Genomic DNA, 26,117 nt, shown 5'->3' on the forward strand with positions numbered 1-26,117 from the left:
CGGTCATAGGGTTGGGGCATGTCCACTTCAGAGCACAGCTCAGCGATTCCGACCCTCGAACTCAACGACGGGGCCAGCATCCCGCAGATCGGCCTCGGCACCTACGCCATGCACGACGCAGAGGGCGTCGGAGCGATCATCGCCGGCATCGACAACGGCTATCGACTCCTCGATACCGCGGTCAACTATAAGAATGAGCGCGAAGTCGGCCAGGCCGTCATCGACTCCAAGGTGGGCCGGGACGAACTCTTCATCACCAGCAAGGTCCCGGGCCGTCACCACGGCTTCGACGAAACGATCGCCAGCACCGAGGAATCCCTGGCCAGGCTCCAACTCGAGCGCCTCGACCTCCACCTCATCCACTGGCCCAACCCGAGCGTCGGCAAGTACGTCGACACCTGGCGCGGCCTCATCGAACTGCGCGAACGCGGACTGGTGACCTCGATCGGAGTCTCGAACTTCACCGAGGCGATGCTCCAGGAACTCATCGACGAAACCGGCGTGACCCCGGCGGTCAACCAGATCGAACTCCACCCCTACTTCCCGCAGAGCAAGCTCATCGAATTCCACAGATCGATCGGCGTCCAGACCGAATCCTGGTCACCGCTGTACCGCGACCAGGGTCTGTTCGACGAAGCCCCCATCGCCGAGGCTGCGGCTGCCCACGGAGTTCAGCCGGCTCAGGTGGTCCTGCGCTGGCACCTCGAGGTCGGCAGCCTGCCGATCCCGAAGTCGGCGAATCCTGAGAGGCAGCGGCTCAACGCCGATATCTTCGGCTTCAGCCTCACCTCCGCCGAGGTGGATGCCATCTCCGGTCTTGAGCGCGGTCGGATGAAGGGCCGGGACCCCCTGACCCACGAAGAGATGTGACCGGTGCTGCCGCTAGTGCGACTGTGCCGCTGAGAACACTTCGCCCAGCCCCATTCGGCTCGGGGTCGGTAGTGACCTGGCGGTCGGGGAATCCTGTGTCTCGAATGACTGGAGCAGGTAGGCGATGAGTCGTCGCGAGAGGTCGCGTGCATGCTCGGGTGGAGCCTCGCTGACGCCGCCGTTGGCGAGGAAGATCAGCATGAGGTCGCTGGGGTCGAAGTCGGGTCGGAGTTTGCCTGACTTCTGAGCACGTTCCACCAGGTCTGCGAAGACGGCTTCCGCATGCATGCGCTTCTCATCGATTCCTTGGCCCTCAGCAAATGCCGAGAGGAACGCCTCGGTGAACCCACGGTCCTCGATTTGCATCCGGCCGAGAGCTTCGACGAACGAGCAGAATCCGCGCCACGGGTCAGGGTCGGCCGCAGCCTTGGCGAGGACCGCTTCGCAATGAGTGAGTTGGGTGGCGAACACCTCGGTGATCAGGGACCGGCGGTCAGGGAAGCGTCGGAACAGGGTTGCCGCGCCCACTCCTGCTCGGCGGGCAATCGCCGTCATGGGCACATCGATACCGCGTTCGGCGAAGAGCTCCCGCGCCACCGTGAGAATGCGCGCCCTGTTGTCCGCGGCATCCGCACGCAGCTTCTGCGCGGGCACTTGTTGAGTTTCGATCTGAGTCGTCTCGGCCATTTCTTCTCTCACTTCCGGAAAAACGGAATGCGGCGATGGGATCACTGCTTAATCTACATGTAAGTGGAAACCACCTTCCACATATTGTGGAGAGTTGACGAGCGCCGAACGGCGCAGAGAAGAGACGCAGACATGAAGATTCTGATGTTCGGCCGCGGAGTCATTTCGACACTGTACGGATGGGCCCTGGAGAAGGCAGGGAACGAGGTCGACTTCTATGTCCGCCCCGGACGTGCCGCCGACTTCGGCTCCTCGGTCGACGTGGACATCAGGGACGGCCGTGCCTCTAGTAAAGGGAAGCCGGTTCAGGAGAATTGGCCCATCACGCTGCGAGAGGACCTCGAACCGGACCACGACTACGACCTCATCATCGTCAGCGTCAACCACGACCAGCTGGACAGCGCAGTCGACTTCCTCCAACCCCGAGTTGGCGGGGCCACAATCCTCATCTTCAACAACGTCTGGGCCGACCCTGCCGCTGCCATCTCGCGGCTGCCCCGTGAGCAGGTCGCATGGGGATTCCCTGGTGGCGGAGGTGGCTTTGACGTCACCACCCTGCATGGCGGATTCGCCAAAAGCATCTTCCTCGGCGATATCGACGGGTCGAGCCGCACCGACCGGCACCGCGTCGTCCGTGAACTCTTCACGAAGGCCGGATTCTCAATCTCCGACATCGCAGATTTCCGCAGCTGGCTCTGGTTCCACTTCATCCTCGACGCCGGAATCATGGTCGGATGGCTCCGGATGGGAAGCTTCGACGCACTCGTCCGCTCGCGCCCTGCACTGAAAGAAGTCGTCCGTCTCGTCCGAGAAATGATCCCCGTCCTCACAGCGAAGGGTGGGACCTCACGACTCGGAGCCGCGGCAGCGAAGTACATCCCCGCCAGCATCTTCGGATTCGCAATGCAGAAGCTGCTGACCGGCGACAACCTGTTCACCTTCATCATGACCCAGGCCCAGAACACCGGACGCAACACCTACAAGGCGCAGGCAGATTACCCTCGCGATGTCCTCGCCGACGCCCGCCGCCTCGGAGTCACCGTTCCCCGGTTGGAAGCCAACGAGCCGGCATTCAGGTAAGTTCCCATAAGTACTCCATCGCCGAGGTGGGCCCGCCGATTGTGTGAGAATGTTCCCTGTGAGCTCGGAGCCGGAGGACCTGCATGCGCCGCAGTACCAGCGCGGACTGAGGCACCGGCGTTCTCTGCGGGGAATCGCAGCCGCTGTCTTCGCCACGTTCGTGGCGCTGGCCTCTCACATGATCGGCGGCGGCGCGCTGCCTTCAGCGATGGGTGTCGTGGTGCCCTTGGTGCTGTCGATGCTGCTCTGCGTTCTGTTGGCCGACCGCAGATTGTCATTGCCCAGGCTGTCCCTGTCTGTGCTGGTCAGCCAGTCGCTGTTCCACCTGCTCTTCTCTGTCTTCACTCCGATGACCGGGAGCCACAGTCCTGCGAACGCACTTGAGCGACATGCGATGCACCATTCGGGTCCGAAGGCCATGTCCGGATCCGTCTTCGCGTCAGACGCCGGAGCCAGCATGCATACGCACGCGTCACCGGGAATGCTGTCGGCACACCTCGTCGCCGCTGTCCTCACAATCGCCATGATCTATTGGTCGGAAGCGCTGCCGGCGAAGATCGGCAGTTTCCTCCGACTCGTCATCCACGCGCTCCTGCCCACTGCGGTTCGACCGATGCCGGTTCCGAACGGACCGAAGCCCCACCTCGGCGTCGCCCGAATTCTCCCTCGCCACCTCGGTGTTCTCCGCTCTCCTGTCCTCACCAGAGGACCACCCGTGGAAGCTTTCTGACCCCACCATCTTTGACCTCAGCGTCGGCGGAAATCCGCTGGCGCGCGCTCGCCTGACCAAATTTCAGGTCCGCCGAGCGCTCTTCACAGAAAGCTTCACCATGACCACACCTCTGTCATCCCTGCCCGAAAACCGGCAGGACCATCCGCGACCGCGCGGCACCAGTTGGCTCGGCCAACTCCTGCGCCGACTCCACTTCTACACAGGGATCTTCGTCGGTCCCTTCATCCTCATCGCCGCACTCAGCGGCGCCCTGTACGCAATCAGCCCGCAGATCGAAAAAGTCGTCTACGCGGATGAACTGACCACCTCGGCGACTGGCCCCGCCCTGCCGCTGGCTAACCAGGTCACGGCCGCCACGACCTACACCGGGGGAGCGGAGGCCATCAGCGCGGTGCGCCCGGCACCGAAACCCGGCGCGACGACCCGGGTGATGTTCGATGACCCGAACCTGGGCGAGAGCGAATCCCGGGCGATCTTCATCGACCCCACCACCGCCGAGGTGAAGGGGGACCTGACCGTGTACGGAACCTCGGGATCCCTGCCCTTGCGAACCTGGGTCGATCAGCTGCACGGCAGCCTCCACCTCGGCAATTTCGGGCGGTACTACAGCGAAATCGCCGCGTCTTGGCTGGGCATCATCGCGGTCGCCGGACTGTGCCTGTGGGTAATGCGCGCCCGGCGGGCAAGGAAGGCCACTGCGCTGCTGCGGCCGTCGATGAAGCACAAGGGGCTGCGCCGCACATTCTCCTGGCACGCCTCGGTGGGGGTGTGGGCCGCGATCGGGATGCTGTTCCTGTCAGCAACCGGCATCACCTGGTCCCAGCTAGGCGGAGACAATGTGACGAAGCTGCGAGCGGCACTGGATTGGTCGACGCCAGCGGTCTCGACGGAACTGGGTGGAGGCTCCGCCGAGTCCGGCGGTGGTTCGGCGGGGGAGTCGGACGTCGGCGGTCACGCTGGACATGAGGGGCACACCGGGCACGAAGGCCACGCGGGTCATGGTGGCACGGATGCGTCGGATACTTCCGGAGTCGATCCCGCGGACTTCGACATGACCCTGGCTATGGCACGCGACATCAACGTCAACACTGGCCTCGTTGAGATCCTGCCGCCGGCCGATGATGATTCGGCCTGGGTGGTCCAGGAGATCCAGCGCAGCTTCCCCACGGAGATCGATGCCCTGGCGATCGATGCCGAGACCATGGAGATCACCGATCGTGTCGACTTCTCCGACTACGGGTTTGCCTCGAAGCTGGCGCGGTGGGGCGTCGACCTGCACATGGGAACGATGTTCGGTCTGGCCAGCCAGATCGTGCTCGTCGGCCTAGCAATTGGGATCGCGTCGATGGTCGTGTGGGGCTATGTGATGTGGTGGCAGCGCCGACCGAAGCACGATCCGAGCCGGAACTTCGGCGTCACGCCTGTTCGTGGTGCGCTGGCCAACGCACATTGGTGGTCGGTGGCTGCGGTTGTGCTTTCGGCTGTGGCGATCGGGGTATTCCTGCCGATGGTGGGGATCAGTGTGCTGGGATTCCTTGTTGTTGATGGGGTGCTGGCTCTATGGGCGAGGGGGCGGCAGGCGAGGTAGTACACTCCTTGCCGGGAACACCACCCGGCAACTCCACGAGATTCTCCGCGATCCCGGCAAGATACCGCGTCCCGAGAGGCGTGAGCGAGAGGTCCTTCCGTTTCGCTCCCGTCCTCGGGGCGCTGGTATCGGCACTGGCCAGGAGCCCAGAATCCTGCAGCCGTTTGAGGGTCCTGTAAAGACCGCGCTCGGTCACGTGCCAGCCGGTGGCAGCGGTGACTTTCTCAGCAATGGCGGCGACTCCGATCGGCTGATGCTCGGCGACGATGGTCAGTGTGACCGGTGTGAGCATTGACTTCTTGTAGGTCTCGACCCAGCTGTCGACCTTATGGCTCAGCCACTCTTCGCTTTCAGTGAGCGGCTCTGTCGCGTCGTCATGCTGTGATGCCACCTCAGTCCTCCCAGCCGCGGCCGAGCACCGAACCGAGGAGGTGAATGAGCAGACCGATGCCCCAGACCGCGCTCATCACCAAGGTTGCTCCGAACCAGGAGGACCCGAGGAGTGAGTGCGCCACTGCTTGAACATCGTTGTCGCTGCCGGCGACGACTGCACGGACGACGGCGTGGGCGTTGAAGGATGTCGTCACTGCGACATAGGCGATGACATGGGCGATCACGAGTCCGAAGCGCACATGCAGCAGCTTCCGACGGTTGATCACGATCCATACCGCAATGCCGACGGCGACGACCGCGGTGAGGGCCCCAGCGAGGATTGTCACTGCACCGCCGGTCAGTGCGACGACGAACTGGATGATGATCATGGCGGCTATGAGCGTCAGGGCATAGGGCAGTAGGAGGGAACGGGCATTGGCTGTCTGTGGTGCCTGTGCTGTTGTGTCCATAATGGTACTGTACCAGTGGTTCAGTACCAAAGTGAAGAGCTGCGGAATAACTTCCGAGGTCGACTACTGGCGTACTCTGAGAACATGCCCCGCCACCTGCTCACGAGCACCCCTCCGGAGCCGCACCGGCCCGAATCCGAAATTCCCGTCGACTCGGCTCAGCCCACGAAGCAGCGCGGACCCATTCCCGCCCGCCGCTCTCTCATCGCACTCTTCGCCGTCCTTTTGGTCGCGTGGGTGGCCATCGCGGGAGTCGGTGGCCCCTACTTCGGCAAGATCTCCGAGGTCGCCACGAACGACCGGTCCTCCTTCCTGCCTGAATCGGCCGAGTCCACGAAGGCTCAGGCGCTCATCGACCAGTTCAGTGACCTCGACTATGTCCCGGCTATCGTCGTACTCGAAGACAAGGACGGGCTGAGCAAGGACAGTACGACTGAGCTCGAAGACCTGGCCGAGAGACTCGACGACGAAGGGCTGTTGGCAGCCGCCGCCTCGCCTGTCATCCCCTCCGCGGACGGTGAAGCGCTCGAGCTCATCCTCCCGGTCTCCACCGACACCACCGGCGATGACGTGGAGCAGATCCGCTCGATCATCGCCGGGACCTTCCCGATTGCCACCGCCGCCGATAGTCCCACCGGCGACGTCGACTCAGTGCCCACCTCGGCGGACGTGTATGTCACCGGTCCCGGTGGATTCTCTGCGGACCTGACCTCGGCGTTCGCGGGGATCGACGGCATTCTCCTGCTCGTCGCACTCATCGCGGTCTTCGTCATCCTCATCATCGTCTACCGTTCGCCTCTGCTGCCGGTCATCGTTCTGTTCACCTCGGTGGCGGCGCTCTCGGCCTCGATCTTCGTCATCTGGCACCTCGCGGATGCGGGAATCCTGCTCATCAACGGCCAAGTTCAGGGCATTCTGTTCATCCTGGTCGTCGGCGCCACCACTGACTACTCCCTCCTTGTGGTCGCCCGCTTCCGTGATGCGCTGCTGACCGAACGGGATCGAGTCAGAGCCGGACTGGCTGCGTTCAAGGGCGTCGTCGAGCCGATCGCGGCCTCTGGTGGGACCGTGATCGCCGGTCTTCTGGTTCTGCTGCTGACCGACCTGGCCTCGACTCGTGCGCTCGGCCCGGTGGCGGCGATCGGCATTCTGGTGGCGATGCTCGCGGCGCTGACATTCCTGCCCGCGGCTCTGATGGTCATCGGCCGGGCCGTGTTCTGGCCCTTCCGCCCGCAGGTGCGCACAACCAGCTCCGCACCAGCGAAGAAAGGTCTGTGGACTCGCATCGCCGAGGTGGTCGCTAAGCGTCCGCGCATAATCTGGATCGGTCTCGTCGTCCTCCTTGCCCTCCCGCTCATCGCGTTCCCCCAGTTCAAGGCCTCGGGCATCGCGCAGAGCGACTTCGTCCTCGGCGACTCCGAGGCCCGTGATGGCCAAGATGTGCTGTCCGAGCATTTCCCGGGCGGATCCGGCTCACCCACACAGATCGTGGTGGCGAAAGACCAGCTCGAGGATGCGGCGAAGGCGGTCGGCAGCCTCGGCGGGGTCGAATCGATGACCGTCGTCGCCGAAGAGTCACCCAGCGGGACGATCGCCATCGACGATGACGGGCAGCTGCAGGCACCGCAAGGTCAAGCACCGCAGGGCCAGGGCGCACCCGACTCGACCTCGACGCCTCCACCTTCACCCCCGGCACCTACCGAGGTCGACGGTCAGGTTCTCCTCGAAGCGACACTGACCGACCCCGCGGACTCCCTGGCCGCAGAGTCCACGGTCACCGACATCCGCGACGCTGTCCACAAGGTCGACTCCGAGACCCTGGTGGGCGGGGAGACCGCGGTCGACCTGGACACGAACACCACCGCCGAGGCGGACCGGACCCTGGCGATTCCACTCATCCTCATCGTCATCACCATCGTCCTCATCCTCCTGCTGCGCTCACTCGTGGCCCCGCTGCTGCTCGTGGCGCTGACGGTTCTCTCCTTCGGCACCGCTTTGGGTGTCTCCGCGCTGGTGTTCAACCACCTCATCGGCTTCCCCGGTGCCGATCCGTCGGTGCCGCTCTACGCATTCGTCTTCCTCGTCGCGTTGGGCATCGACTACAACATCTTCCTCATGTCCCGTGTCCGCGAGGAGTCGCTGCGCGTAGGCACCCGCAAGGGAGTACTGGAAGGGCTTGTGGCTACGGGCGGGGTCATCACCTCGGCGGGGATCGTGCTCGCCGCGACCTTCGCAGCGCTCGCCGTCATCCCGGTCATGTTCCTGTTCCAACTGGCGTTCATCGTCACCTTCGGCGTCCTCCTCGACGCGATCCTGGTGCGCTCGCTCGTCGTTCCAGCCCTCGTCCACGACATCGGACGAAACGTATGGTGGCCATGGCGGAAGCGGATCCCACTCGACTGATGATTGACCACTCGCGAATTGAGGCGGACAGAGCTCACGCCGCAACCGCGGAAAGCCGCGTGGAGGATTTGCCCGCAGACTGTCCGTGAGGAGAAGAGGAACCCGAAATGGCAAGCACGGAGAGCAAGGCCGACGTAGTCCGCTCGCTGAGCGCAGATCTCGCCGAAGAGCAGCAATCGCTTCGCCGAGTGCTCGCCAGCATCACAGAAGCCGAATGGTCGCGCCCCACCCCGGCGAAGAACTGGACGACCCAGGACCAGATCGCCCATCTCGCCCACTTCGACTTCGTCACCCGCCTGGCAATTTCCCAACCGGAGCGGTTCATCGACGTCCGGGGTACGATGACGGACCTCCAGACATACGTCGACCACATCGGGCCGGCGAACCTCTCGCGGACCAGCGAGGACATGCGCAGATGGTGGGCGCAGGAATCAGAGAAGCTTCACGAAGCGATCTCTGCGGCAGACCCGAATGTTCGAGTGCCATGGTTCGGACCGGCGATGAGCCTGCCGTCGAAGATCACGGCGCGGATCATGGAGACCTGGGCCCACGGCCAGGATGTTCGAGACGCACTCGAAGTCATCGCAGAGCCGTCACCACGCCTTCCCCACGTCGCACGCATCGGTGCGCTGACATTTCCGAACAGCTTCACGGCGCGAGGCCTGGACGTTCCGGATCAACCCGTCCGGGTCGTGCTCGACACCCCAGACGGGCACGAATGGACAGCAGGGCCGGAGGACGCCGAGGATGTGGTGTCCGGTCCGATCGAAGACTTCTGCCTCGTCGTCACCCAGCGGCGGCACATCGCTGACACGTCCCTGCAAACCGTCGGTGCGACGGCAGCACAGTGGATGGAGATCGCGCAGGCATTCGCCGGTCCAGCGGGCGAGGGGCGCAGACCGGGACAGTTTGCCAGGCGTGATCCACTACCGGCTGAGGATTGCGACCAAGCCAGGCCGTGACCGCCTTTGGCGGAGCCGAACTCTCACGGTTCATGCCACCCAGCCCCCACTGGATTTCCCCGCACAATGTGGAAGACTGACGGTGTCTGAGCTGGGACGCACCGCCTCGGCGGGTGTCTGATCGTGAATGCGAAAGTGGGACCGATATGAGCAATGTGGAGCCGAAACCCGACGAGGTCGTGTGCAAGACCGGCGGACTGCCCGGCCCCGACTGCGCGCAGGAGGGCCGAGCCCCGGTTGAGATCCTCACCGCCCGCGACGTCCCACTGGGCGGACCACGTGCCATGGGCGTGCGCCGGACACTGCCGCAGCGCCAACGCTCCCTCATCGGACCCTGGTGCTTCGTCGACCACTACGGCCCCGACGACGTCTCGACCTCCGGCGGTATGGACGTCGCCCCGCACCCGCACACCGGCCTGCAGACCGTGAGCTGGCTCTTCGAAGGCGCTATCGAACACATCGACTCCGGCGGCAACCAAGGTATGGTCCTGCCCGGCGAGGTCAACCTCATGACCTCTGGCCGCGGCATCTGCCACTCCGAGGTCTCGACCGAGGACACCACAGCCCTGCACGGCGTCCAACTCTGGTTGGCGCTGCCCGACTCGGTGCGCAACCGCGAGGGCAGGGACTTCGAGCACTTCGCTCCCGAGGTCACACCCTTCGACGGCGGCGAGATGCTCGTCTTCCTCGGCGAGCTGTGGGGAACGCGCTCGCCCGTTGCCACCTATTCCCCGCTCATGGGCGCCGAGGTGCGCCTGCGTCCCGGTGCCACCATCGACCTGCCGATCAACGCGGAGTTCGAATACGGGGTCCTCGTCGACTCCGGCGACATCACCGTCGAAGACGTCGAACTGCCGACGAATGCCCTCGGCTACACCGGTGTGGGCCTGTCCGTAATGCGCATCAGCAACCCGGCCGAGACCGACGCCCGCCTCGTCATCATCGGCGGTGAACCCTTTAACGAAGAGATCCTCATGTGGTGGAACTTCATCGGCCGCACCCACGAGGAGATCGCCCAGTACCGCGAAGAATGGCAGGCCGAGGGCGATCGTTTCGGCGCCGTCGAGGGCTATGTCGGCAAGGGAGGCCCCGGTGAGAACGCCGATGGCCTGTCCAGGCTGCGCGCGCCGAGGTTGCCCGACGTTCGCATCAAAGCGCGCAAGAATCCGCCCCCGCACGTCCAATCCTGACCCAGCACCCACCCGAACAAGGAGACGAAATAATGAGCGAAGCGCTGACTGACAAAACCGGCGAGACCGTCACCGTCGAACTCGACGAGGCCCGCGGTGCCTACGTCATCCGGGACGCCGCCGGTACGGATGCCGGCCGCGCCTTCTTCCTCACCGCCCCCGACGGAGAACGGATCTTCCACCACACCGAGGTCGACGAGGCATTCGGTGGACGCGGACTCTCGAAGGTGCTGGTGGCACAGTCGCTCAAAGCCAGCCGTGAGCGGGGCGTGACAGTGGTGCCGGTGTGCCCACTGTTCGTACGGAAACTGAGTGAATCCGGCGATGAATACCTTGCCCAAGGCGGAAAGTTCCGTCGGGCCACCGGCGCAGACATCGATTTCGTCAAGCGGGAGGCCTGAGAGTTGTCCGGAGTCAACGTCAATCGTCCCTACATCGACAAGGTCCACCCCGAGGTCTACAAGGCCATGATCCAAGCCGCGGCAGCGTCCCGGAAGGTCGCACGTGCGGAGGGTCTCAGCGATGGACTTCTCGAACTGGTCAATGTGCGGGTCTCCCAGATCAACGGCTGCCGCACCTGCCTGAGCATCCACGCCCCGGCAGCCCGGAAGGCAGGTGTCGAGGAGCTCAAACTTGACCTGTTGCCGACCTGGCGTGAGGCTGAGGTCTTCGACGGTCAGGAACGTGCCGCACTGCTTTTGGCCGAGACGCTGACAGTCATCGACAAGGCGGCCGATCGCAATGAGATCGCCATCGAGGCCGGCGAGTACCTCTCCGCCGAACAGATCTCGGCCGTCGAATGGACGGTGACGCTGATCAACGCCTTCAACCGAATTTCGATCGCCAGCAACCACCCGGTCGCCCGCCCTCGCAACGCGGACAGCTGAGCACAGAGCACTGAACGCGGCGGTCATTTAGGTGGCCGCCGCGTTTCTCATCGAAAGGACCACGCTGTGAGCAATCGAGTCGATTTCCGCTCCGATACCGTCACCACACCCAGTGCCGGAATGCGCAAGGCCATGGCCGACGCCGAGGTGGGCGACGCCGTCTACGACGAAGATCCGACGACCAATCGGCTCGAGTCGATGGCTGCCGAAATTCTGGGCAAAGAGGCAGGCCTCTTCTTCCCCTCGGCAACGCAGGCCAACCTCGCCGGGATCATGGCACACTGCGGGCGCGGTGACGAATACATCGTCGGCCAGACAGCACACGCCTACCGCGACGAAGGTGGGGGAGCGGCAGTGCTGGGATCGGTCCAACCGCAGCCGCTGCCCAACGAACCCGATGGGATCATCGATCTCGATGCGATCACCTCGGCGATCAAACCCGATGACTTCCACAACCCGATCACCAGACTGCTGACTCTGGAGAACACCTTCAACGGACTGCCGCTGCCTGCCGACTACATTGAGGGCGCGACCGAGCTGGCGCGCAGCCACGGTCTGTCGACTCACCTCGACGGGGCCCGGGTCATGAACGCAGCCGTAGCCACCGGCAGCGAACCATCGGCGATCGCTGACCGGTTCGACTCGGTCTCGCTGTGCCTGTCGAAGGGCCTCGGCGCACCTGTGGGCGCGCTGCTCGTCGGGTCGAAGGAACTGGTCGGGCGGGCCAAGCGCATCCGCAAGACTCTGGGCGGGGGCATGCGCCAGACCGGAGTCCTCGCCGCGGCCGGCATCTACGCGCTCGAGCACAATGTGGACCGCATGCGTGAGGACCACGACCGGGCGAAGCGATTGGCTGAGATCTTCGCGGACTTCCCCGAGCTGGGGGCTGGTGAGGCACGCACGAACATGGTCTTCCTGTCCCCGGACGGCGTCGACATGGATGCCTTCTCAACGTTCCTCGCCGGCCGTGACATCATCACCGGCAGTGCGCACGGGAAGCTGCGCTGGGTCACGCACCTCGACATCGACGACGAGGCGATTGAGCGTGTCCGGCGGGCGTGCAAGGAGTTCTTCGGGCGCTGATCTCAGCGGTCAGAGCGCGGGCGCTTCAGCCTGTCTGCGGACCGTCATAGACGCGACGGCTGAACACGATGACCAGTGTCAGGGTGAGCGCTACGATGCCGGAGATCGCGAACAGCAGCGTCCAGCGATTGTCCTCGCCGAGGGATCCGCCGATTGCAGTGCCCAGTGCGCTGCCGGCGAAGAGGAATCCGGCGAAGAGTGACACCACGGTTCCGCGTGCCTGCGGCAGGACCCCGGTGGCCCAGGTCTGCAGCGAGGAATGCTGGAAGGACCAGGTCGTTCCCAGCAGCAGTGCTGCGATGATGACCGTCAGCGTCGACAGATGGATGGTGAGAAGTCCGAAGGCGATCACCGTGGCGGTACCGCCGATGGCGATGAGCCGCGGCATGCTCAGACGGCGACTGAGGGCCTTGACCATGCGGGTGGTGATGATGACGCCGACCCCGTAAGCAGCGGTGGCAAGGCCGGCGATGGCCGCGCCGATGCCCTGTGACTGCAGGGCCGGTGCGAGCAGTGTCAGCACGCCGAGGACCACAGCACCTTCGACGAAAGCCAAGGTGATGACGATGAGAACCCACCGATGAGTAATCGCGGCTCGGATGGTCGCGAGGACTCCGCCCTGTTCTTCCCGTGGTGGTTCCGCCAGTCGGCGAAGTCCGAGGGCGCAGACGATCGCGAGGACAGCGGGGATGGCGAAGACGATTCGCCAGTCGGCGAAGTGCGCTAGTACTCCGGCCAGAGCTGTGGCACTGGCGGTTCCGACGGCGATCGCTGCCATGAGATCGGTCAATGCGGGCTGCCGATGCGCCTCGGCGACGGTGTCCCCGACATAGGTCATCGAGGTGGGGACGACGGCTCCGTAGAATGCACCTGACAAGGCTCGGGCAATGACGAGGATCGTCAGATTCGGGGCAAAGGTCGCGACCATTCCCGCCACGGCTGCGGCAAGAAGTGTTGCCTTCATCAGCCGGACGCGCCCGAGGCGGTCGGAGAGCACTCCCCACACCGGCTGACTGATGCCGTACGCCAGGAAGTAGGCACTGGCGATCGTCAGCGCCTCGGCGAGAGTCGCACCGAGGTCGTGGGCGACGAGCACGACGAGGGGGCTGATGGCGAAACGATCGAAGCTGCTGACGAACGCCGCCACGGAGACGGGAAACGGGGGACGCGTCGGACCATGTGGAACAGCGGCAACACTCACGATGGATCACTGTACTCCGGGCAGAGGAGGCCGTCGGGACTGCTCGCGTGGCGAGAAACAGCGCGAGAGCCTGCTGGTTACTGCAGGACTGCCAGCAGGTCGGCCTGGATCAGGGCACCGCGATCCAGTTGGGCCGCCATCACCTGACGAGCCGGCCGACTCTGAGGATCGGGGAACATTGCCTCCCATTCCTCGTTCAACGCAGCCCGATCACGGTAGTCGACGAGGTGGACGGTGAGTTTGAGGATGTCGTCGGTGCTGCCACCGGCCATGTCCATGACGCCGCGGACCTAGTGTCCTGCGCCGGTAGTTCGTTGCATTAGTCGTGAGAGAGATTCCAGTATCTCTTCCGCGGTTTTCGTCCACACGAATGGCTGCGGGTCCTCGTTCCACGCCTTAACCCACTCGCGAAGGTCTTTCTCCAGGGCTTGCACGCTTCGGTGGTCACTGCGCTGGAGGAGTTCGCGGGTGACTTCAGCGAAGAGCCTCTCGACCTGGTTGATCCACGACGAATACGTGGGCGTGAAATGAATATGGAACCGCTCATGCTTGCCCAGCCAGTTCCGCACCAACGGGTGTTTGTGCGTGCCGTAGTTGTCACACACGACGTGGATGTCGAGGTGGTCTGGAACGTGTTTGTCGATCTTGGTTAAGAACTTTTTGAACTCGATCGCGCGGTGCTTGCGGTGTGTCGAGGCGATCACGGTTCCATCGGCGACATTCAGCGCTGCGAAGAGACTCGTCGTGCCGTGGCGGGCGTAATCGTGGGTACGTTTCTCCGGCATGCCCGGCATCATCGGAAACGCCGGCTGGGACCGAGACAGCGCTTGGACCTGGGACTTCTCATCGACGCTGAGCACGACAGCGGACTCGGGTGGATTGAGGTAAAGGCCGACGATGTCGTAGACCTTTTCCACGAAGAGAGGGTCGTTGGAGAGTTTGAACCCATCGGCGCGGTGGGGTTTGAGCTCGAAGGCCTTCCAGATCCGTCCGATCGTCGATTTCGATAGTCCGCTGCGTTCGGCCATCTGCGCCCGTGACCAGTGGGTGGCGTTTTTCGGTGTTTGTTCCAGGGTTGAGGTGATGACGTCCTCGACCTGCTCGGCCGTGATCGTGGCGGGTCTACCTGGGCGTGGTTCGTCGACGAGACCATCGAGTCGGTCGGCAATGAATCGGTTCCGCCATTTGGCCACAGTCGCGGGCGTGCAGCCGAGGCTGGTGGCGACTTCCTTGTTTGATCGTTCCTGCCCGCAGCCGAGGATGATTCGTGAGCGCAGAGCAAGGGCTTGTGAGGACTTGCGCCGACGGGACCAGCGAGTCAACGTCTGGTGTTCTTCATCGGTGAGGATCAGTTCGGCTTTCGGACGACCGGTGCGAGGCATACGCCATTCTACAACTTCTTACACGAATTTACGGCGCAGGACACTAGGTGAAGACATTGGCCACCTGAGCGGCCAGGTCGCTTGGCAGGTCCCCGGTCTCGGGATCTTTGCCGGTGAGCGCGCCGGAGGCGAGGAACGGACCGATGCGGCTGGCGGCGGGTATCGGATTCTCGTGACTGATTCCAGGCGGATTGATGCTGACGCGTTGGGGCATTCCGTCGTTTTCCTTCCTGTTGTGCCGTCGGCCGTGATGGTTGCGGCAAAATACTGGATGGTCGGGCGAGGGATTCGGTTCAGTTGATGATCTCGGCAGTCTTGTCCTGGGCAAGCTTGGCGAGGTTGTCGCGCCAGGTCTGGAGTTCCTCTGGGGTCAGTCGCTTCCAATCGGTGACCTCACAAAGAATTCGCAAGGGTGCAGTGCTTCGGTAGGAGCGGGTGGGGTTTCCCGGGAACTTCTTGTCGGTGACGTTGGGGTCGTTCTCAAACTCCCCGGTCGGCTCAACCTCGTAGACATGAGGGGTCTCATTGAGGGCGACGAGCTCCGCGGCGAGTCCGGCGCCATCGGGCAGGGCAGTGAAATAGATGTGGTTCATGACGACCTCGGGGTGGTAGTTCGAATTGAACCCCGCTGTCAGGAGATCACCGGCCTCCAGCTGCGCCTTGGTGCCATGGAAGAACGGTCCATTGTCGAGTGCGTCAGTCATGGGTCGAATATACAGACGGAATCTGCCAACGGAGCCCAGGCCCAAACGATAGAATGAACTCAAGCAGGCATCTCCGACATTGCTGCAGGGTGGCTTCCCGGGTACTGAGACCAGACCGTGGGAATCTCACAAATCGGCCATACTCACCTGAGCGAACGACGTCCGTGCGAATGACGCCAGTGCCGTCGTCGACGAACACACGTGAAGGAGCCCCACCCCGCCTATGTCCGCCGAGATCACACCGCAGACGAAGGGCGCCACCACCTCGGCGCCGGCAACATTGACCGGACGGCTGCGGCTCATCGGCCCCGGCATCGTCCTTGCCCTGGCCAGCGTCGGTGCCTCGGACATGATCACGACGATGAACTCGGGTGCCGAATACGGGCTCGCACTCATCTGGGTCTTCACCGTGGGCATCATCCTCAAATTCGTGCTCTCCGAAGCGGTGTCTCGCCTGCAGATGAGCGACGACCGATCGTTGCAGTCGCACCTGACCTCATTCGGCGGGCGGCTGTTCCCTTCCCTGTTCCTCGTTGCCGAGCTGCTCGTCGGTCTCTTCTTCGGTGCGGGCGTCATCGCGGTGACGACGAACATCCTGCAGGCACTCTTTCCGGTGCTGCCGTTCTGGCCGACCGCGGTCGTCGTGCTGCTTTCGGCCGCGATCCTCGTCGGCATCGGACGCTATGGGTTGGTGGAGAAGGCGATGATCGGCTTCGGCATCATCATGTTCTTCGGAATCGTTGCGCTGGCGATCTCAGTGTTCCAGGGGCAGGAAGCTCAGGCGGTGGCTGTGGAGACCATGGCCCCGACCTTCCCGAACGGGTCGATCATCACCGTCATGTCACTCATCGGCGGGGTCGGCGGAGCCACCGGAATACTGGCCTACTCATACTGGATCCGCGAGAAGTCCTGGCGCGACGCCGAATGGAAACCCGTCGTGCGCATCGACCTGTTCATCAGCTACGCACTGGTGTTCGTCTTCGCCGTGGCGATGAGTGCCGTTGGTGCCTTCATCCTCTATGGCCAGGGCTTCACCATCGCGGACAACGACTCGCTGTTCGCCATCGCCGACAGCCTGGTCTCGCGCATCGGCGAACCAGGACGGATCGTCTTCCTCATCAGCTTCCTCGCCGTCGTCTACACCAGCGTGCTCGGCGGATTCTCCGGCATCGCCTACGTCACCGCCGACTGCATTCGGGTGCTGCGGCGATACCCGCATCAGGACAAGCCCGAGCACGAGATGTCGGCGAAGTCCGTCGAGTTCCGTGGCGCAATCGTCTACCTCAGCATCGCCGCTCTGGTCATCATGAGTCTGGGTAAACCGGTGACCCTCGTGCTCATCTACGCCGCGATCAGCGCCTTCATCCTGCCTGTGCTCGCGATCGCCCTTCTCGTCATCCTCAACCGGTCATCGGTACCGGCCGCGCTGCGGAACAAGGGGTTGTCGAACGTGCTGCTGACGATCTGCTTCCTGCTGTTCGGCTTCCTCGCCGTCCTCCAGGTCAAGGAGTCGGTGATGGGGCTACTGGGCTGAGGCGAGGCTGGGAAACCTAACCCGACAATTGGCGGGTGAAGGATCGGTAATCGCGTTGTCGTGGCGGTAGCGGCACCGAGTCGGAGTCTGCATACTTAGAGACATGACACGACGACGGTCACGATTCGACGCGGAACTTGCCGCGAGTCTGTCCGTCGTCGGTGGGGTCTTCCCGCCGACCATCACCCCGTCTCTCATCGATTTCACGCGCATCTCCTATGCGTCCGAGCCTCTCGCGGAGACTCTCAAGGGGCGCAGTGTCGAACATTCAGAACATCAGGTGATCGGACACCATGGCGAGGCGATCACCGTGTCGGTCTTCAGGCGCGCGGGTGACACGGGGCGCCGCCCCACGATCGTCTACGCCCATTCCGGTGGACTGATGTTCGGTGACCGCTTCAGCGCACTCGGACTCAACCTCGACTGGGTCGAGCGCATCGGGGCCATCCTCATCAGTCCCGAATACCGCCTCGCCCCCGAATTCCAGGATCCCTACGCCCGTGAGGACATGTACGCCAGCCTGGAGTGGACGGCTGAGAATGCCGAGCGTCTCGGGGTTGACCTCGACCGACTCATCGTCGCCGGCGCCAGTGCCGGTGGGGGACTGGCCGCAGGGATGGCGCTCGCCGCCCGCGACCGCGGGGGTCCGAAGCTGCGCGGTCAGCTGCTCATCTACCCGATGCTCGATGATCGCGGGATCACCGCCTCGACCAACCAATTCGACGGCATCGGTGTCTGGGACCGGGTGAGCAACGAGACCGGCTGGCAGGCGATGCTCGGCGATGACTATCGCACAGAAGCCGTCTTGCCCTACATCGCGCCCTCACGCGCCCACGATCTCTCCGACCTGCCGCCGGCCTACATTGACGTCGGTTCGGCAGAGATCTTCCGCGACGAAGCCGTTGCCTACGCCTCGGCGCTGTGGAACGACGGCAGTGAGGCGGAGCTGCACGTCTGGCCCGGAGGCTTCCACGCCTTCGACATCTTCGCCGCCCATACACACCTTGCGCAAGGAATGATCAGTACCCGAATGGCCTGGATCGAGAAGGTCCTGGCCGACTGACCGAAAGGCACAACCATGTCCCAGAACCGAGCTGTCAATGATGCCGTTGCTCGTGTGGTCTCAGAGAAGGTCGAGAGCGGCGGGGTCCCCGGCGTCGTCGCCGGAGTCACCACCGATAAGGAGACGATCAGTCTCACCTCCGCAGGAGTCCGCTCGCTTAACGATCCGCAGCCGATGACCACCGATTCGGTGTTCATGATCTTCTCCGCGACTAAGGCGCTGACCGGCACGGTGGCTCTGCAGCTGGTGGAGTCGGGCGACCTCGACCTCGACGCACCGGCCCGCGAATATGCCCCCGGCCTGGCCGATGTGCAGGTCATCGAGGGCTTCGACGTCGATGGCTCCCCGATTCTGCGGGCTCCGGCAAGCGAACCGACGACCAAGCAGCTGCTGCTGCACACGGCGGGATTCGGCTACGACTTCTTCAACGAGAAGTATGAGCGCCTTGCCCGTGAGCAGGGCCAGCCGAGCATCGTCAGCAGCACCAAGCAGGCCCTGCAGACGCCGCTGCTCTTCGACCCAGGCACCCAATGGGAGTACGGATCGAACATGGACTGGGTCGGTCAGGTCATCGAAGGCATCACCGGAACCACCCTGGGTCAGGCGATGCAGACTCGGGTCCTCGACCCGCTGGGGATGAAGGACAGCAGCTTCCGGACATCGGCGTCGATGCGGCAGCGGCAGGCGACGATGCACCAGCGCACCGACGGTCAGCTGGCCGCCACCGACTTCATGCTGCCCGAGCCGGAGGTGGAGATGGGAGGTCACGGCCTCTTCTCGACCGTCGACGACTACCTCACGTTCATCAGGATGTGGCTCAATGACGGTCAGGCAGACGATGGCACCGTCGTTCTACGCCCCGAAACGGTGGACCTGGCCACCAAGAACCACCTCGGCGATCTCAAGGTGAAGATGCTGCCCGGTGTCATCCCGAGTCTGTCCAACGATGCGGAGTTCTTCCCCGGCATGCCGAAGTCGTGGGGGTACACGTTCATGATCAACGAGGAGGACGCGCCGACCGGGCGTCCGGCAGGAGCCGTAGCCTGGGCGGGACTTGCCAACCTCTTCTACTGGATCGATCGGGAGAACAACATCGGCGGCTACTGGGCGACGCAGATCTTCCCCTTCGCGGACCCGGCATCGGTCGGGGGCTACCTCGAGATGGAGACAGCGGTCTACGATGCTCTGAAGGGCTGATTCGCATCGCGGTGCGAATCGACTCCGCGATGAGACGAACACCCGCAAGGAGGCGATGACGTGCAGGAGCTGTTGGGTCGCATAGCCAACCTGGACCCCCAGGCGAGTCTTGGCCTGCGCGTCATCGCCTGCTTCGACGAACTCATGGTCGGCGAGGTCAATTCCCGTGCCCTCGCCGCGGCCGCCGCGGCCCTTGCCGGCTGCCCGGCAGGGTTTCGCAACGGCGACAGGAGCAGACAGCTGCGCATCGATCCGTCAGGGAGCCCGGGCGCGGGTGCCCGCCCCGCCGAGGTGAGCGCACTGGTCCTGCCGGATGCCTCCGAGGTCTGGCTCGAGAGAGAGGGGCAAGCCCTGCCGAACGACGACCTCATCCTCGAACGGTTCGGCCTGGCCATCGGGGTGAGGTTCGGATTCGAACGACAGCAGCTGGAGACTCCGCGGGACGTGGCGCTCGCATTGGACACCACCGCGCCCACCGAGGAGCGGGTTGCCGCGGCGGTTCGGCTCGGACTCGTGGCCGGACACGGGTACCGGGTGCTCGTCGCTCCGTTGTTTGCCGTCTTCGACAGACGTCCCGCCGGTCCCACCGATGTCGTCGCCAGCGAGTACGGCGCCCTGCAGGTCCTCATCGTCGCCGACCAAGCTGAGAACATCGCCGTGACACCGGCTGGCCTTGGCCCCGTCGGCTTGATCGGCGACCTGCCCCGTTCGCTGCGCGCCGCTGTGGTGGCACTGCGTCTCAGCCGTCCTCCCGAGGAGGGCCTCGTGCGCGCGGAGAACTTCGGCGGCCTCGTCGAACTGCTCGCCGAATCGCCCGACGCTGTCGACCCCGATGCCGCCCGCATCGACGAGATCATGGAAGCACCCTGGGCGGAGTCGACGGTGCGTGTTGTCCTCGAGGCACCGACGATCAGGCAGGCGGCCAGAGACCTCGGTCTCCATCACAGCACCGTGCAGGGCAGAGTCGAGCAGCTCGCTCGCTGGCTCGGCTACGACCCGCTCACCGGGTACAACAGAACCCGGTTGGGCATCAGCGTGCTCAGGTGGCGGCTGCGCAACTCCCACGTCCTCGAACTTCCCGGGCCTGTGGGCTGAAGGCTGGCACTACTCCCTCCCGGAGCTGATCCACGTCGGATTGTTGACGATGTTACGGCTGCCCTCGACCAATGACCGGATGGAATCGAGCTGAGTCATGTCATCGGCGTCGAGACGCAGATCCACGGCCCCAAGGTTCTCCAGCGCACGCTCGGGTTTGCGCGAGCCGGGAATCGGAACGGCGGAGACTCCCATCTGGGCGGCGCGGTGGAGGAGCCAGGCCAGTGCGACCTGAGCGTTGGTGGCGTCGTGACGTCGAGCCACCTCGGCGACGATCTCGACGATCTTCTGATTGGCATCCCACGCCTCGCCCATGCGGGAAGTGCCGCCGCGGAAGTCGCCGGCGACCTGCTCCTTGGTCAGCGTGCCGGTGAGGAAGCCGCGGCCCAGGGGGCTGTAGGGCACGAAGCCGACCCCGAGCTCGGCACAGGCAGGAACGACACGGTCCTCGACGTCGCGAGACCATAGGCTCCACTCGGACTGGAGAGCGGCGATCGGGTGGACCGCGTGCGCTCGCCGCAGCTCCTCGGAGGTGACCTCCGAGAGGCCGATGTGGCGGATTTTGCCCGCCTCGACCAGCTCGGCCATGGCGCCGACGGTCTCCTCGATCGGAACATCGGGATCCGGGCGATGGTGGTAGTAGAGATCGATCGTGTCCACGCCGAGGCGGGCCAACGAAGCATCGCAGGCTGAGCGAGCATATTCCGGGCGTCCATCGGTGCGTTTGGCCGGGGCATCCGTCCCGTCCCTGGGAGCGGTGATTCCGAACTTCGTGGCCAACTGGACCTCGTCGCGGCGCTTGGCCAAGAACGGTGCGAGCATCTCTTCGTTCGTTCCGGCCGGTCCGGAAGCGCCGTCGCGAGGTTTGCCGTAGACATCAGAGGTGTCGAGGAAGGTGATACCAGCGTCGACAGCGGTGCTCAGGGTTTCCCGTGCCGCTTCATCGGTGGTGCCGCCGTAGACGTGGGACAAGGCCATGCAGCCGAAGCCGATGGGGGAGACGGTGAGGTCGCCGAGGTGTGTGGTGGTCATGATGGATCTCCTACTGAGGCGGTTGTACGTGATGGGATAGTGGCCGTTGTTGAGTCGTCGCCGGCTGTGCCTGCGTATTTGGCGATCTTGTAGTCCGTGGTGGTCAGGGCCAGCTCCAGTTCGTGGATCTGGGCGAGAATGTGTTCGCGTTGGTCGACCATGATCTGCAGTCGTTGCGGTGTCGTTGCCTCCCCGGCTCGGACCAGTTCAACATAGCGCTTGAGCTGGCTGATGCCCATGCCGGAGGTGCGCATGCGCACGAGGAAGTCCAGGCGTTCGACGGTCGCCGAATCGTAGACCCTGTGCCCGGAATGGGATCGGGCCACTTCAAGCAGGCCGGCCCGCTCGTAGTAGCGGGCGGTGTGCGCCGTGATGCCGAGGACTTCGCTGACCTCGGAGATCGAGAGAACCCTGTCGGGATCGACCGACAGAGCCTGCCTCAGATCTGAAGGGCGTGAGACGTCTGCCGTGTGCTGGGTCATGGAAACAAACCTACGACTGTGAGTGCACTCTAAGTCAAGGGGTTTGGGAGAAACTCATCGCTAGCCTCAGGTGGCGGTGCCTGAGTTGGCTTTTCCTTGATTGTCCTCGCTAGTGGCTGGATACTTGACCCTATGTCCGCGTCGCAGCAGTCCCTCCGTGCCGTTGTCTTTCTTGGGTTGAGTGTCGATGGCCGCATTGCGCGGCCGGACGGGGACTTGGAGTGGCTGACCAGCCGCGGCGAGGCCGCCGGAGATGCGGGCTTCACGCCGTTCGTTGAGTCGGTTGACGCGGTGATGATGGGCCGGAAGACGTACGAGGCGATCGCTTCCATCCAGGAGTGGCCCTACCTCGGTCGCCCGATCCACGTCATCAGTACGACCCTCGACGCAGATGCCGACCCTCGCATCATCGTGCACCGCTCACCCGAGGCGGCCATCGACGCAGCGGAGCTAAGCGGCTGCAAGCGCGTCTACGTCGACGGTGGGGCGACCGTCCGGTGGTTCCTTGCCGCCAAGCTTGTCGACGAGCTCACGCTCTCCCAAGTACCTGTGCTCATCGGCGATGGGCCATCACTGTTCGGATCACTTGGCGGAGATGTGGATCTCGAGCACGTGCGCACCACAGTCCTCGACGGCGGGATGGTCCAGACGACCTACCGGGTCGTGGACGGGCCAACGCCTCACACGTCCGAGTAGATCACGTTGATCGAGAAGTCACTCCCGTGGTGGGGAGAGACTCTAGTGGTGATGCAAGGGACTACGACTGGGAGTCTTGTGGCACCACGTTGCTTCTTGCGATGTAAAGGCAGATCTCGTTCACACCAATCAGAAAGACGCCTGATGCCAATAGGACGGCGCCAGCTACGGTCACCCCGGTCAAGAGAAGGATGATTCCCGCAACCAGGAGCGGGTAGCTCAAGCCGGTGAGCAGGACTGAACGACGAGCAGATTCACTCACTCTCACTGATCACCGACCTCGATTGTGTGCTTGGCGGCGAGTGCGTGCTCTCTCATTCTTTTTCCAATCCGAGCGGAAAATTCTGCTCACAGTCCTGACCGCGAATCCGCAGGAACTCTGATCGGACTCGATTCAGGTCAGCCTACTATTTTCTATGTTCCTTACACTCACTGAAATGCGCGGCTCTTCCACCGCCCGTGCCGTCGTTCGAAAGCAAACCTCTCCGCCCTCAGATGCCTGACTCGATTCACGACGTCCGGGGCGTAGCTATAGGCCGCATCCGTATCAACAATCCCCTCGAGCACGACGGTGTACTTATCGAGTGGCAGTTCTATGTGCCGACACAGCGCATCGCGAGCAGCTGACGTGTGCTCTGTCTTCTCCAGGTCGAGGATCATGCGGTCATGCGCGGAGAGCTCGTTCACGGTGCCAGGGACCATACGCGCCAGTGTGGCATATTGAATGTGAGACTGTCGCGACTGGGCATTGATTGAGAATCACGGTGAACGATGGAGACTCAGCGCGCATGTTGATTATGGCTACCGATGAATCGGTAGAGCTCTACCATTGGGAAGAGGCCCCCTGGGTGGAATGGGTGTACCTCGGGTGGGTCGTCGCGGGAGCAGCGGTCACGGTCTGGTTTCTGATCATGATCGTCAGGAGACAGCGCGGATGGTTGCCACTGACTGTTTTGGGTGTCGCGTCTGTTGGTCTGATCGCCGGAGGGTTCTTTGTTCAGCTCGGGCAGGGAACCTATACAGGGGATGAGGGGATGAGGGGATGTGTGCCTGCCCGTCGAGCCTCAACGCGATGCGGATCACCGAAGCAAACGGACTGAAGCTGCCGGAGGCAATCGTAGAATGCCGTGCCGATGCGAAACGAAACGTGGCACTCGGTGGAGCAATGGCAGGGGCAGGCGTCTTGATCGCGGTTGGGACCGGCTTTGGGGCCAGCATCTTTTGCAAGCGGACAACGGTGCCCGTCGACGAGGTGGTCGAGGCATGAGCGGTCGGACCGTTTACCTGCTCTTCGCTGAGCAGACCTCCCCACTCGATGCTGAAGAAGGGATCGACCCGCTGGTCGGAATCGTCAGCTCCCGCAGGTCATCCGAGGTGTGGCCCTGATCGACCTCGTCGACGGGTTCGACACCGACGAGTCGCAGGCAGGCGCTACGACGAGGAGATGGCCTTCGCCACGTCTCCATGACCACTTAACACTTTTGGTGCAGGTGGCCAGTCTGCAAACTGGTCACCTGCACCAAAAGTAATCGATCTTCCTCGGGCCCTACGAACCCACGAATGCCGTGGCGAAGAACGGAACGAACGTCACCAGCGCCAGAGCAGTCAGGAGCACCAGTGCGCTCGGGATGGCTGCCTTGGCCACGCGCATGACGCTCATACCCGACATGCCGGAGGCGACGAACAGGTTGAGCCCCAGCGGCGGCGTGATCATGCCGATCTCCAGGTTCATCACGACGATGATGCCGAAGTGGATCGGGTCGATGCCCAGCTCGATCGCGATCGGCAGCAGAATCGGTGCCAGGATCAGGATCGCCGAGGACGTCTCCATCACACAGCCCACGAACAGCAGCAGGATATTGACGAGGATGAGGAACTGCCAGGGCTGCAGGTCCCAATTGGTGATCGTCTCCGAGATCGATCCTGGGATCCGCTCACTGGCCAGCACGAAGGTGAAGAGGATGCCATTGGCGATGATGAACATGACCATCGCCGAGGTCTTCACCGACGAGAGCGTGACTTCCCAGAGCTGCGAGATCTTGATCTCGCGATAGATGACCAGGGACACCACCAGGGAGTAGGCGACCGCGACGGCCGCCGCCTCGGTGGGGGTGAACCAGCCTGAGTAGATTCCGCCGAGGACGAGGAACGGCAGCGCCAGGGCCAGGATCGCGTCGCGGAAGGCCTTGAGCTTATCGGCGTTCGATAGTTTGAAGCCGGCTCCCGCGTGTCCGTAGCCCTTCTTCCATGCCACGAACACGGCCATGCCCAGGAGCATGACGCCGGCGAGGATGCCCGGCAGGATTCCGGCGAGGAACAGGTCACCGATGTTCTGCTCGGTCGCGATGCCGAAGACGATGAGCGGGATCGACGGGGGAATGAGGATGCCCAAGGACCCGGAGGTGGCCACGAGTCCCGTGGAGAACTCCTTCGGATAGCCGTTTCGCATCATGGCAGGGATCATCAGCGCGCCGACCGCGACGACCGTGGCAGGCGACGAGCCGGAGACCGCGGCGAAGAACATGCACGCGAGCACCGTGGTGATCGCCATTCCGCCGCGCAGATGCCCGACCATCGCGGCACCGAAATCGGTCAGCCGCCTGGAGATGCCGCCGCGGGACATGATGTTGGCCGCGAGGATGAAGAATGGGATCGCCATGAGCGGGAATGAATTGAGCGCACTGAACAGCCGTTCCGAGACCTGAGTCATCGGGATGAGCGTGAAGTAGTAGAAGTAGACGAGGCTGGTCAAGCCCAGGGCCACCGCGATGGGCGCCGAGGTGACGAGCAGCAGAATGAGGACTGCAATGAGAACGAATGTTGCTTCGAGCATCAGCGATCCCTTTCCTTCGTGTCGTCGTCGATGGCGATGTCGTTGACGTCGATGCCGACCGCCGCGGCTTCCTCAGCAAATACGTCCTTGTCGAGTTCTTCTGCCGGGGCCTTGATGGCACGGATGAGCATCTCGGCCGCACGGATGAAGAACAGCGTCATTCCCACAGCAAGCGAGAGTTCGACGACCCACAACGGCAGCTTCAGCGCCGGGGTGATCGTCGTCCGCGAGAAGGGCTCACTGATGAGTGCCCAGGACAGGTAGGCGATGAACCCCGCGTAGACGAGGGTGGCCAGGCCACCGAGGACAACGAAGAACTTCTTCTTCTTGCCATTGAGCAGCGTCGGCATGATGTCCACGGCGACGTGCTCGTTGTGTCGCAGGGTCACGACTGCCCCGAAGAATGTCGAGCAGATGATGAGGTAGATGATGGCTTCCTCGGACCAGAACAGGACATCGCCGGTGATGTTGCGCAGAAGCACGGCGAAGACCGCGAGTGCTGTGGCGCCGATGAGACTGGCGCCGGCCAGGAAGTTCTCCACCCGGCTCAGATACTTGTCGAAGGTTCTCATC

Annotated in this window: 29 protein-coding genes; 16 read left to right on the forward strand and 13 right to left on the reverse strand. The window is 63.5% G+C overall.

Going from position 1 to position 26,117, the window contains the following annotated elements; translation table 11 throughout:
- Positions 1–18: 18 nt before the first annotated feature.
- Positions 19–870, forward strand: a complete 852-nt coding sequence (locus CXR25_RS01280) for an aldo/keto reductase (protein ID WP_096145744.1) — start codon at positions 19–21, stop codon at positions 868–870.
- A 12-nt stretch (positions 871–882) separates the two neighbouring features.
- On the opposite strand, the gene CXR25_RS01285 is transcribed toward CXR25_RS01280, so the two are convergent.
- Positions 883–1,557, reverse strand: coding sequence for a TetR/AcrR family transcriptional regulator (locus CXR25_RS01285; protein ID WP_009882155.1), 675 nt, complete (start codon positions 1,555–1,557; stop codon positions 883–885).
- Positions 1,558–1,689: 132 nt separating this feature from the next.
- Here CXR25_RS01285 and CXR25_RS01290 point away from each other — a divergent pair, with 132 nt between their 5' ends.
- From CXR25_RS01290 to CXR25_RS01300, 3 genes are all read left to right on the forward strand, one after another.
- Entirely contained in the window at positions 1,690–2,637 is a 948-nt protein-coding gene (locus CXR25_RS01290; protein ID WP_125240306.1) for a ketopantoate reductase family protein, read from the forward strand.
- Between the two features lie 49 nt (positions 2,638–2,686).
- Entirely contained in the window at positions 2,687–3,367 is a 681-nt protein-coding gene (locus CXR25_RS01295) for a hypothetical protein (RefSeq protein WP_241212363.1), read from the forward strand.
- A gap of 100 nt (positions 3,368–3,467) precedes the next feature.
- Entirely contained in the window at positions 3,468–4,958 is a 1,491-nt protein-coding gene (locus CXR25_RS01300) for a PepSY-associated TM helix domain-containing protein (RefSeq protein ID WP_092104719.1), read from the forward strand.
- Here CXR25_RS01300 and CXR25_RS01305 read toward each other — a convergent pair.
- Positions 4,888–5,349 (reverse strand): PadR family transcriptional regulator, encoded by a 462-nt coding sequence (locus tag CXR25_RS01305; protein WP_236850601.1) that lies wholly within the window; start codon positions 5,347–5,349, stop codon positions 4,888–4,890. The genes CXR25_RS01300 and CXR25_RS01305 overlap by 71 nt on opposite strands.
- Before the next feature lies 1 nt (position 5,350).
- Entirely contained in the window at positions 5,351–5,800 is a 450-nt protein-coding gene (locus CXR25_RS01310) for a hypothetical protein (RefSeq protein WP_101584073.1), read from the reverse strand.
- Positions 5,801–5,884: 84 nt separating this feature from the next.
- On the opposite strand from CXR25_RS01310, the gene CXR25_RS01315 reads away from it, so the two are divergent.
- The 6 genes from CXR25_RS01315 to ltaE all read left to right on the forward strand — a co-directional run bounded on the left by CXR25_RS01315 (position 5,885) and on the right by ltaE (position 12,325).
- Positions 5,885–8,203 (forward strand): MMPL family transporter, encoded by a 2,319-nt coding sequence (locus CXR25_RS01315; protein WP_009882164.1) that lies wholly within the window; start codon positions 5,885–5,887, stop codon positions 8,201–8,203.
- A gap of 107 nt (positions 8,204–8,310) precedes the next feature.
- Positions 8,311–9,165: a TIGR03084 family metal-binding protein gene (locus tag CXR25_RS01320; protein WP_125240308.1), complete on the forward strand. Its 855-nt coding sequence runs from the start codon at positions 8,311–8,313 to the stop codon at positions 9,163–9,165.
- Positions 9,166–9,311: 146 nt separating this feature from the next.
- Positions 9,312–10,355, forward strand: a complete 1,044-nt coding sequence (locus tag CXR25_RS01325; protein WP_125240309.1) for a pirin family protein — start codon at positions 9,312–9,314, stop codon at positions 10,353–10,355.
- Positions 10,356–10,387: 32 nt separating this feature from the next.
- The gene (locus CXR25_RS01330) at positions 10,388–10,756 is read left to right on the forward strand and encodes a GNAT family N-acetyltransferase (protein ID WP_125240310.1); all 369 of its coding nucleotides are present in this window, start codon (positions 10,388–10,390) and stop codon (positions 10,754–10,756) included.
- Positions 10,757–10,759: 3 nt separating this feature from the next.
- Entirely contained in the window at positions 10,760–11,242 is a 483-nt protein-coding gene (locus tag CXR25_RS01335; protein WP_096177633.1) for a carboxymuconolactone decarboxylase family protein, read from the forward strand.
- A 66-nt stretch (positions 11,243–11,308) separates the two neighbouring features.
- On the forward strand, positions 11,309–12,325 hold the full coding sequence (ltaE, locus tag CXR25_RS01340) for a low-specificity L-threonine aldolase (RefSeq protein WP_125240311.1): 1,017 nt from the start codon (positions 11,309–11,311) through the stop codon (positions 12,323–12,325).
- A gap of 25 nt (positions 12,326–12,350) precedes the next feature.
- Here ltaE and CXR25_RS01345 read toward each other — a convergent pair whose 3' ends face one another.
- The 5 genes from CXR25_RS01345 to arr form a co-directional block, all read right to left on the reverse strand.
- A complete protein-coding gene (locus CXR25_RS01345; protein ID WP_241212364.1) occupies positions 12,351–13,526 on the reverse strand; it encodes an MFS transporter in 1,176 nt (391 codons plus the stop codon).
- Positions 13,527–13,603: 77 nt separating this feature from the next.
- Complete coding sequence (locus CXR25_RS01350; RefSeq protein WP_009882173.1) at positions 13,604–13,804, reverse strand: RidA family protein; 201 nt, start codon at positions 13,802–13,804, stop codon at positions 13,604–13,606.
- 12 nt (positions 13,805–13,816) lie between these two features.
- The gene (locus CXR25_RS01355; RefSeq protein ID WP_009881631.1) at positions 13,817–14,908 is read right to left on the reverse strand and encodes an IS630 family transposase; all 1,092 of its coding nucleotides are present in this window, start codon (positions 14,906–14,908) and stop codon (positions 13,817–13,819) included.
- Between the two features lie 43 nt (positions 14,909–14,951).
- Positions 14,952–15,122: a hypothetical protein gene (locus tag CXR25_RS18560; RefSeq protein ID WP_164513917.1), complete on the reverse strand. Its 171-nt coding sequence runs from the start codon at positions 15,120–15,122 to the stop codon at positions 14,952–14,954.
- Positions 15,123–15,201: 79 nt separating this feature from the next.
- Positions 15,202–15,612: an NAD(+)--rifampin ADP-ribosyltransferase gene (arr, locus tag CXR25_RS01360; RefSeq protein ID WP_125240312.1), complete on the reverse strand. Its 411-nt coding sequence runs from the start codon at positions 15,610–15,612 to the stop codon at positions 15,202–15,204.
- Between the two features lie 223 nt (positions 15,613–15,835).
- On the opposite strand from arr, the gene CXR25_RS01365 reads away from it, so the two are divergent.
- The 4 genes from CXR25_RS01365 (at position 15,836) to CXR25_RS01380 (ending at position 20,501) form a co-directional block, all read left to right on the forward strand.
- Positions 15,836–17,146, forward strand: coding sequence for an Nramp family divalent metal transporter (locus CXR25_RS01365; RefSeq protein ID WP_125240313.1), 1,311 nt, complete (start codon positions 15,836–15,838; stop codon positions 17,144–17,146).
- Between the two features lie 103 nt (positions 17,147–17,249).
- Positions 17,250–18,209 (forward strand): alpha/beta hydrolase fold domain-containing protein, encoded by a 960-nt coding sequence (locus CXR25_RS01370; RefSeq protein ID WP_125240314.1) that lies wholly within the window; start codon positions 17,250–17,252, stop codon positions 18,207–18,209.
- A gap of 15 nt (positions 18,210–18,224) precedes the next feature.
- Positions 18,225–19,406 (forward strand): methyl acetate hydrolase AcmB, encoded by a 1,182-nt coding sequence (gene acmB / locus CXR25_RS01375; RefSeq protein WP_125240315.1) that lies wholly within the window; start codon positions 18,225–18,227, stop codon positions 19,404–19,406.
- Positions 19,407–19,466: 60 nt separating this feature from the next.
- Positions 19,467–20,501: a helix-turn-helix domain-containing protein gene (locus tag CXR25_RS01380; protein WP_125240316.1), complete on the forward strand. Its 1,035-nt coding sequence runs from the start codon at positions 19,467–19,469 to the stop codon at positions 20,499–20,501.
- A gap of 9 nt (positions 20,502–20,510) precedes the next feature.
- Here CXR25_RS01380 and CXR25_RS01385 read toward each other — a convergent pair whose 3' ends face one another.
- Positions 20,511–21,533 carry an aldo/keto reductase gene (locus CXR25_RS01385; protein WP_125240317.1) on the reverse strand — a complete coding sequence of 341 codons (1,023 nt, stop codon included), beginning with the start codon at positions 21,531–21,533 and terminating at the stop codon, positions 20,511–20,513.
- The gene (locus tag CXR25_RS01390; RefSeq protein WP_009882181.1) at positions 21,530–22,015 is read right to left on the reverse strand and encodes a MerR family transcriptional regulator; all 486 of its coding nucleotides are present in this window, start codon (positions 22,013–22,015) and stop codon (positions 21,530–21,532) included. The genes CXR25_RS01385 and CXR25_RS01390 overlap by 4 nt, the downstream gene beginning before the upstream one ends.
- 132 nt (positions 22,016–22,147) lie before the next feature.
- Between CXR25_RS01390 and CXR25_RS01395 the strand changes: the two genes are divergently transcribed.
- Positions 22,148–22,711, forward strand: coding sequence for a dihydrofolate reductase family protein (locus tag CXR25_RS01395; protein WP_009882182.1), 564 nt, complete (start codon positions 22,148–22,150; stop codon positions 22,709–22,711).
- Positions 22,712–23,140: 429 nt separating this feature from the next.
- Here the strand turns inward: CXR25_RS01395 and CXR25_RS01400 are convergent, their stop codons facing one another.
- Positions 23,141–23,398 (reverse strand): DUF3263 domain-containing protein, encoded by a 258-nt coding sequence (locus CXR25_RS01400; protein WP_236850603.1) that lies wholly within the window; start codon positions 23,396–23,398, stop codon positions 23,141–23,143.
- A 576-nt stretch (positions 23,399–23,974) separates the two neighbouring features.
- On the opposite strand from CXR25_RS01400, the gene CXR25_RS19105 reads away from it, so the two are divergent.
- Positions 23,975–24,097, forward strand: coding sequence for a hypothetical protein (locus CXR25_RS19105; protein WP_009882186.1), 123 nt, complete (start codon positions 23,975–23,977; stop codon positions 24,095–24,097).
- Positions 24,098–24,257: 160 nt separating this feature from the next.
- On the opposite strand, the gene CXR25_RS01405 is transcribed toward CXR25_RS19105, so the two are convergent.
- Complete coding sequence (locus tag CXR25_RS01405; protein ID WP_125177773.1) at positions 24,258–25,544, reverse strand: TRAP transporter large permease; 1,287 nt, start codon at positions 25,542–25,544, stop codon at positions 24,258–24,260.
- Positions 25,544–26,116 (reverse strand): TRAP transporter small permease, encoded by a 573-nt coding sequence (locus tag CXR25_RS01410; protein WP_035278325.1) that lies wholly within the window; start codon positions 26,114–26,116, stop codon positions 25,544–25,546. Before CXR25_RS01410 ends, CXR25_RS01405 begins: the two co-directional genes overlap by 1 nt.
- Position 26,117 lies beyond the last annotated feature (1 nt).

This window comes from Brevibacterium aurantiacum, from assembly GCF_003932995.1.
GTDB classification, from domain to species: Bacteria; Actinomycetota; Actinomycetes; order Actinomycetales; family Brevibacteriaceae; genus Brevibacterium; species Brevibacterium aurantiacum.

Coding starts and splice junctions, on each gene's coding strand:
- CXR25_RS01280 (WP_096145744.1), top strand. CDS start 19: ATGTCCACTTCAGAGCACAGCTCAGCGATTCCGACCCTCGAACTCAAC.
- CXR25_RS01285 (WP_009882155.1), bottom strand. CDS start 1,557: ATGGCCGAGACGACTCAGATCGAAACTCAACAAGTGCCCGCGCAGAAG.
- CXR25_RS01290 (WP_125240306.1), top strand. CDS start 1,690: ATGAAGATTCTGATGTTCGGCCGCGGAGTCATTTCGACACTGTACGGA.
- CXR25_RS01295 (WP_241212363.1), top strand. CDS start 2,687: ATGTTCCCTGTGAGCTCGGAGCCGGAGGACCTGCATGCGCCGCAGTAC.
- CXR25_RS01300 (WP_092104719.1), top strand. CDS start 3,468: ATGACCACACCTCTGTCATCCCTGCCCGAAAACCGGCAGGACCATCCG.
- CXR25_RS01310 (WP_101584073.1), bottom strand. CDS start 5,800: ATGGACACAACAGCACAGGCACCACAGACAGCCAATGCCCGTTCCCTC.
- CXR25_RS01315 (WP_009882164.1), top strand. CDS start 5,885: ATGCCCCGCCACCTGCTCACGAGCACCCCTCCGGAGCCGCACCGGCCC.
- CXR25_RS01320 (WP_125240308.1), top strand. CDS start 8,311: ATGGCAAGCACGGAGAGCAAGGCCGACGTAGTCCGCTCGCTGAGCGCA.
- CXR25_RS01325 (WP_125240309.1), top strand. CDS start 9,312: ATGAGCAATGTGGAGCCGAAACCCGACGAGGTCGTGTGCAAGACCGGC.
- CXR25_RS01330 (WP_125240310.1), top strand. CDS start 10,388: ATGAGCGAAGCGCTGACTGACAAAACCGGCGAGACCGTCACCGTCGAA.
- CXR25_RS01350 (WP_009882173.1), bottom strand. CDS start 13,804: ATGGACATGGCCGGTGGCAGCACCGACGACATCCTCAAACTCACCGTC.
- CXR25_RS01355 (WP_009881631.1), bottom strand. CDS start 14,908: ATGCCTCGCACCGGTCGTCCGAAAGCCGAACTGATCCTCACCGATGAA.
- CXR25_RS18560 (WP_164513917.1), bottom strand. CDS start 15,122: ATGCCCCAACGCGTCAGCATCAATCCGCCTGGAATCAGTCACGAGAAT.
- arr (WP_125240312.1), bottom strand. CDS start 15,612: ATGACTGACGCACTCGACAATGGACCGTTCTTCCATGGCACCAAGGCG.
- CXR25_RS01365 (WP_125240313.1), top strand. CDS start 15,836: ATGTCCGCCGAGATCACACCGCAGACGAAGGGCGCCACCACCTCGGCG.
- CXR25_RS01370 (WP_125240314.1), top strand. CDS start 17,250: ATGACACGACGACGGTCACGATTCGACGCGGAACTTGCCGCGAGTCTG.
- acmB (WP_125240315.1), top strand. CDS start 18,225: ATGTCCCAGAACCGAGCTGTCAATGATGCCGTTGCTCGTGTGGTCTCA.
- CXR25_RS01385 (WP_125240317.1), bottom strand. CDS start 21,533: ATGACCACCACACACCTCGGCGACCTCACCGTCTCCCCCATCGGCTTC.
- CXR25_RS01390 (WP_009882181.1), bottom strand. CDS start 22,015: ATGACCCAGCACACGGCAGACGTCTCACGCCCTTCAGATCTGAGGCAG.
- CXR25_RS01395 (WP_009882182.1), top strand. CDS start 22,148: ATGTCCGCGTCGCAGCAGTCCCTCCGTGCCGTTGTCTTTCTTGGGTTG.
- CXR25_RS19105 (WP_009882186.1), top strand. CDS start 23,975: ATGAGCGGTCGGACCGTTTACCTGCTCTTCGCTGAGCAGACCTCCCCA.
- CXR25_RS01405 (WP_125177773.1), bottom strand. CDS start 25,544: ATGCTCGAAGCAACATTCGTTCTCATTGCAGTCCTCATTCTGCTGCTC.
- CXR25_RS01410 (WP_035278325.1), bottom strand. CDS start 26,116: ATGAGAACCTTCGACAAGTATCTGAGCCGGGTGGAGAACTTCCTGGCC.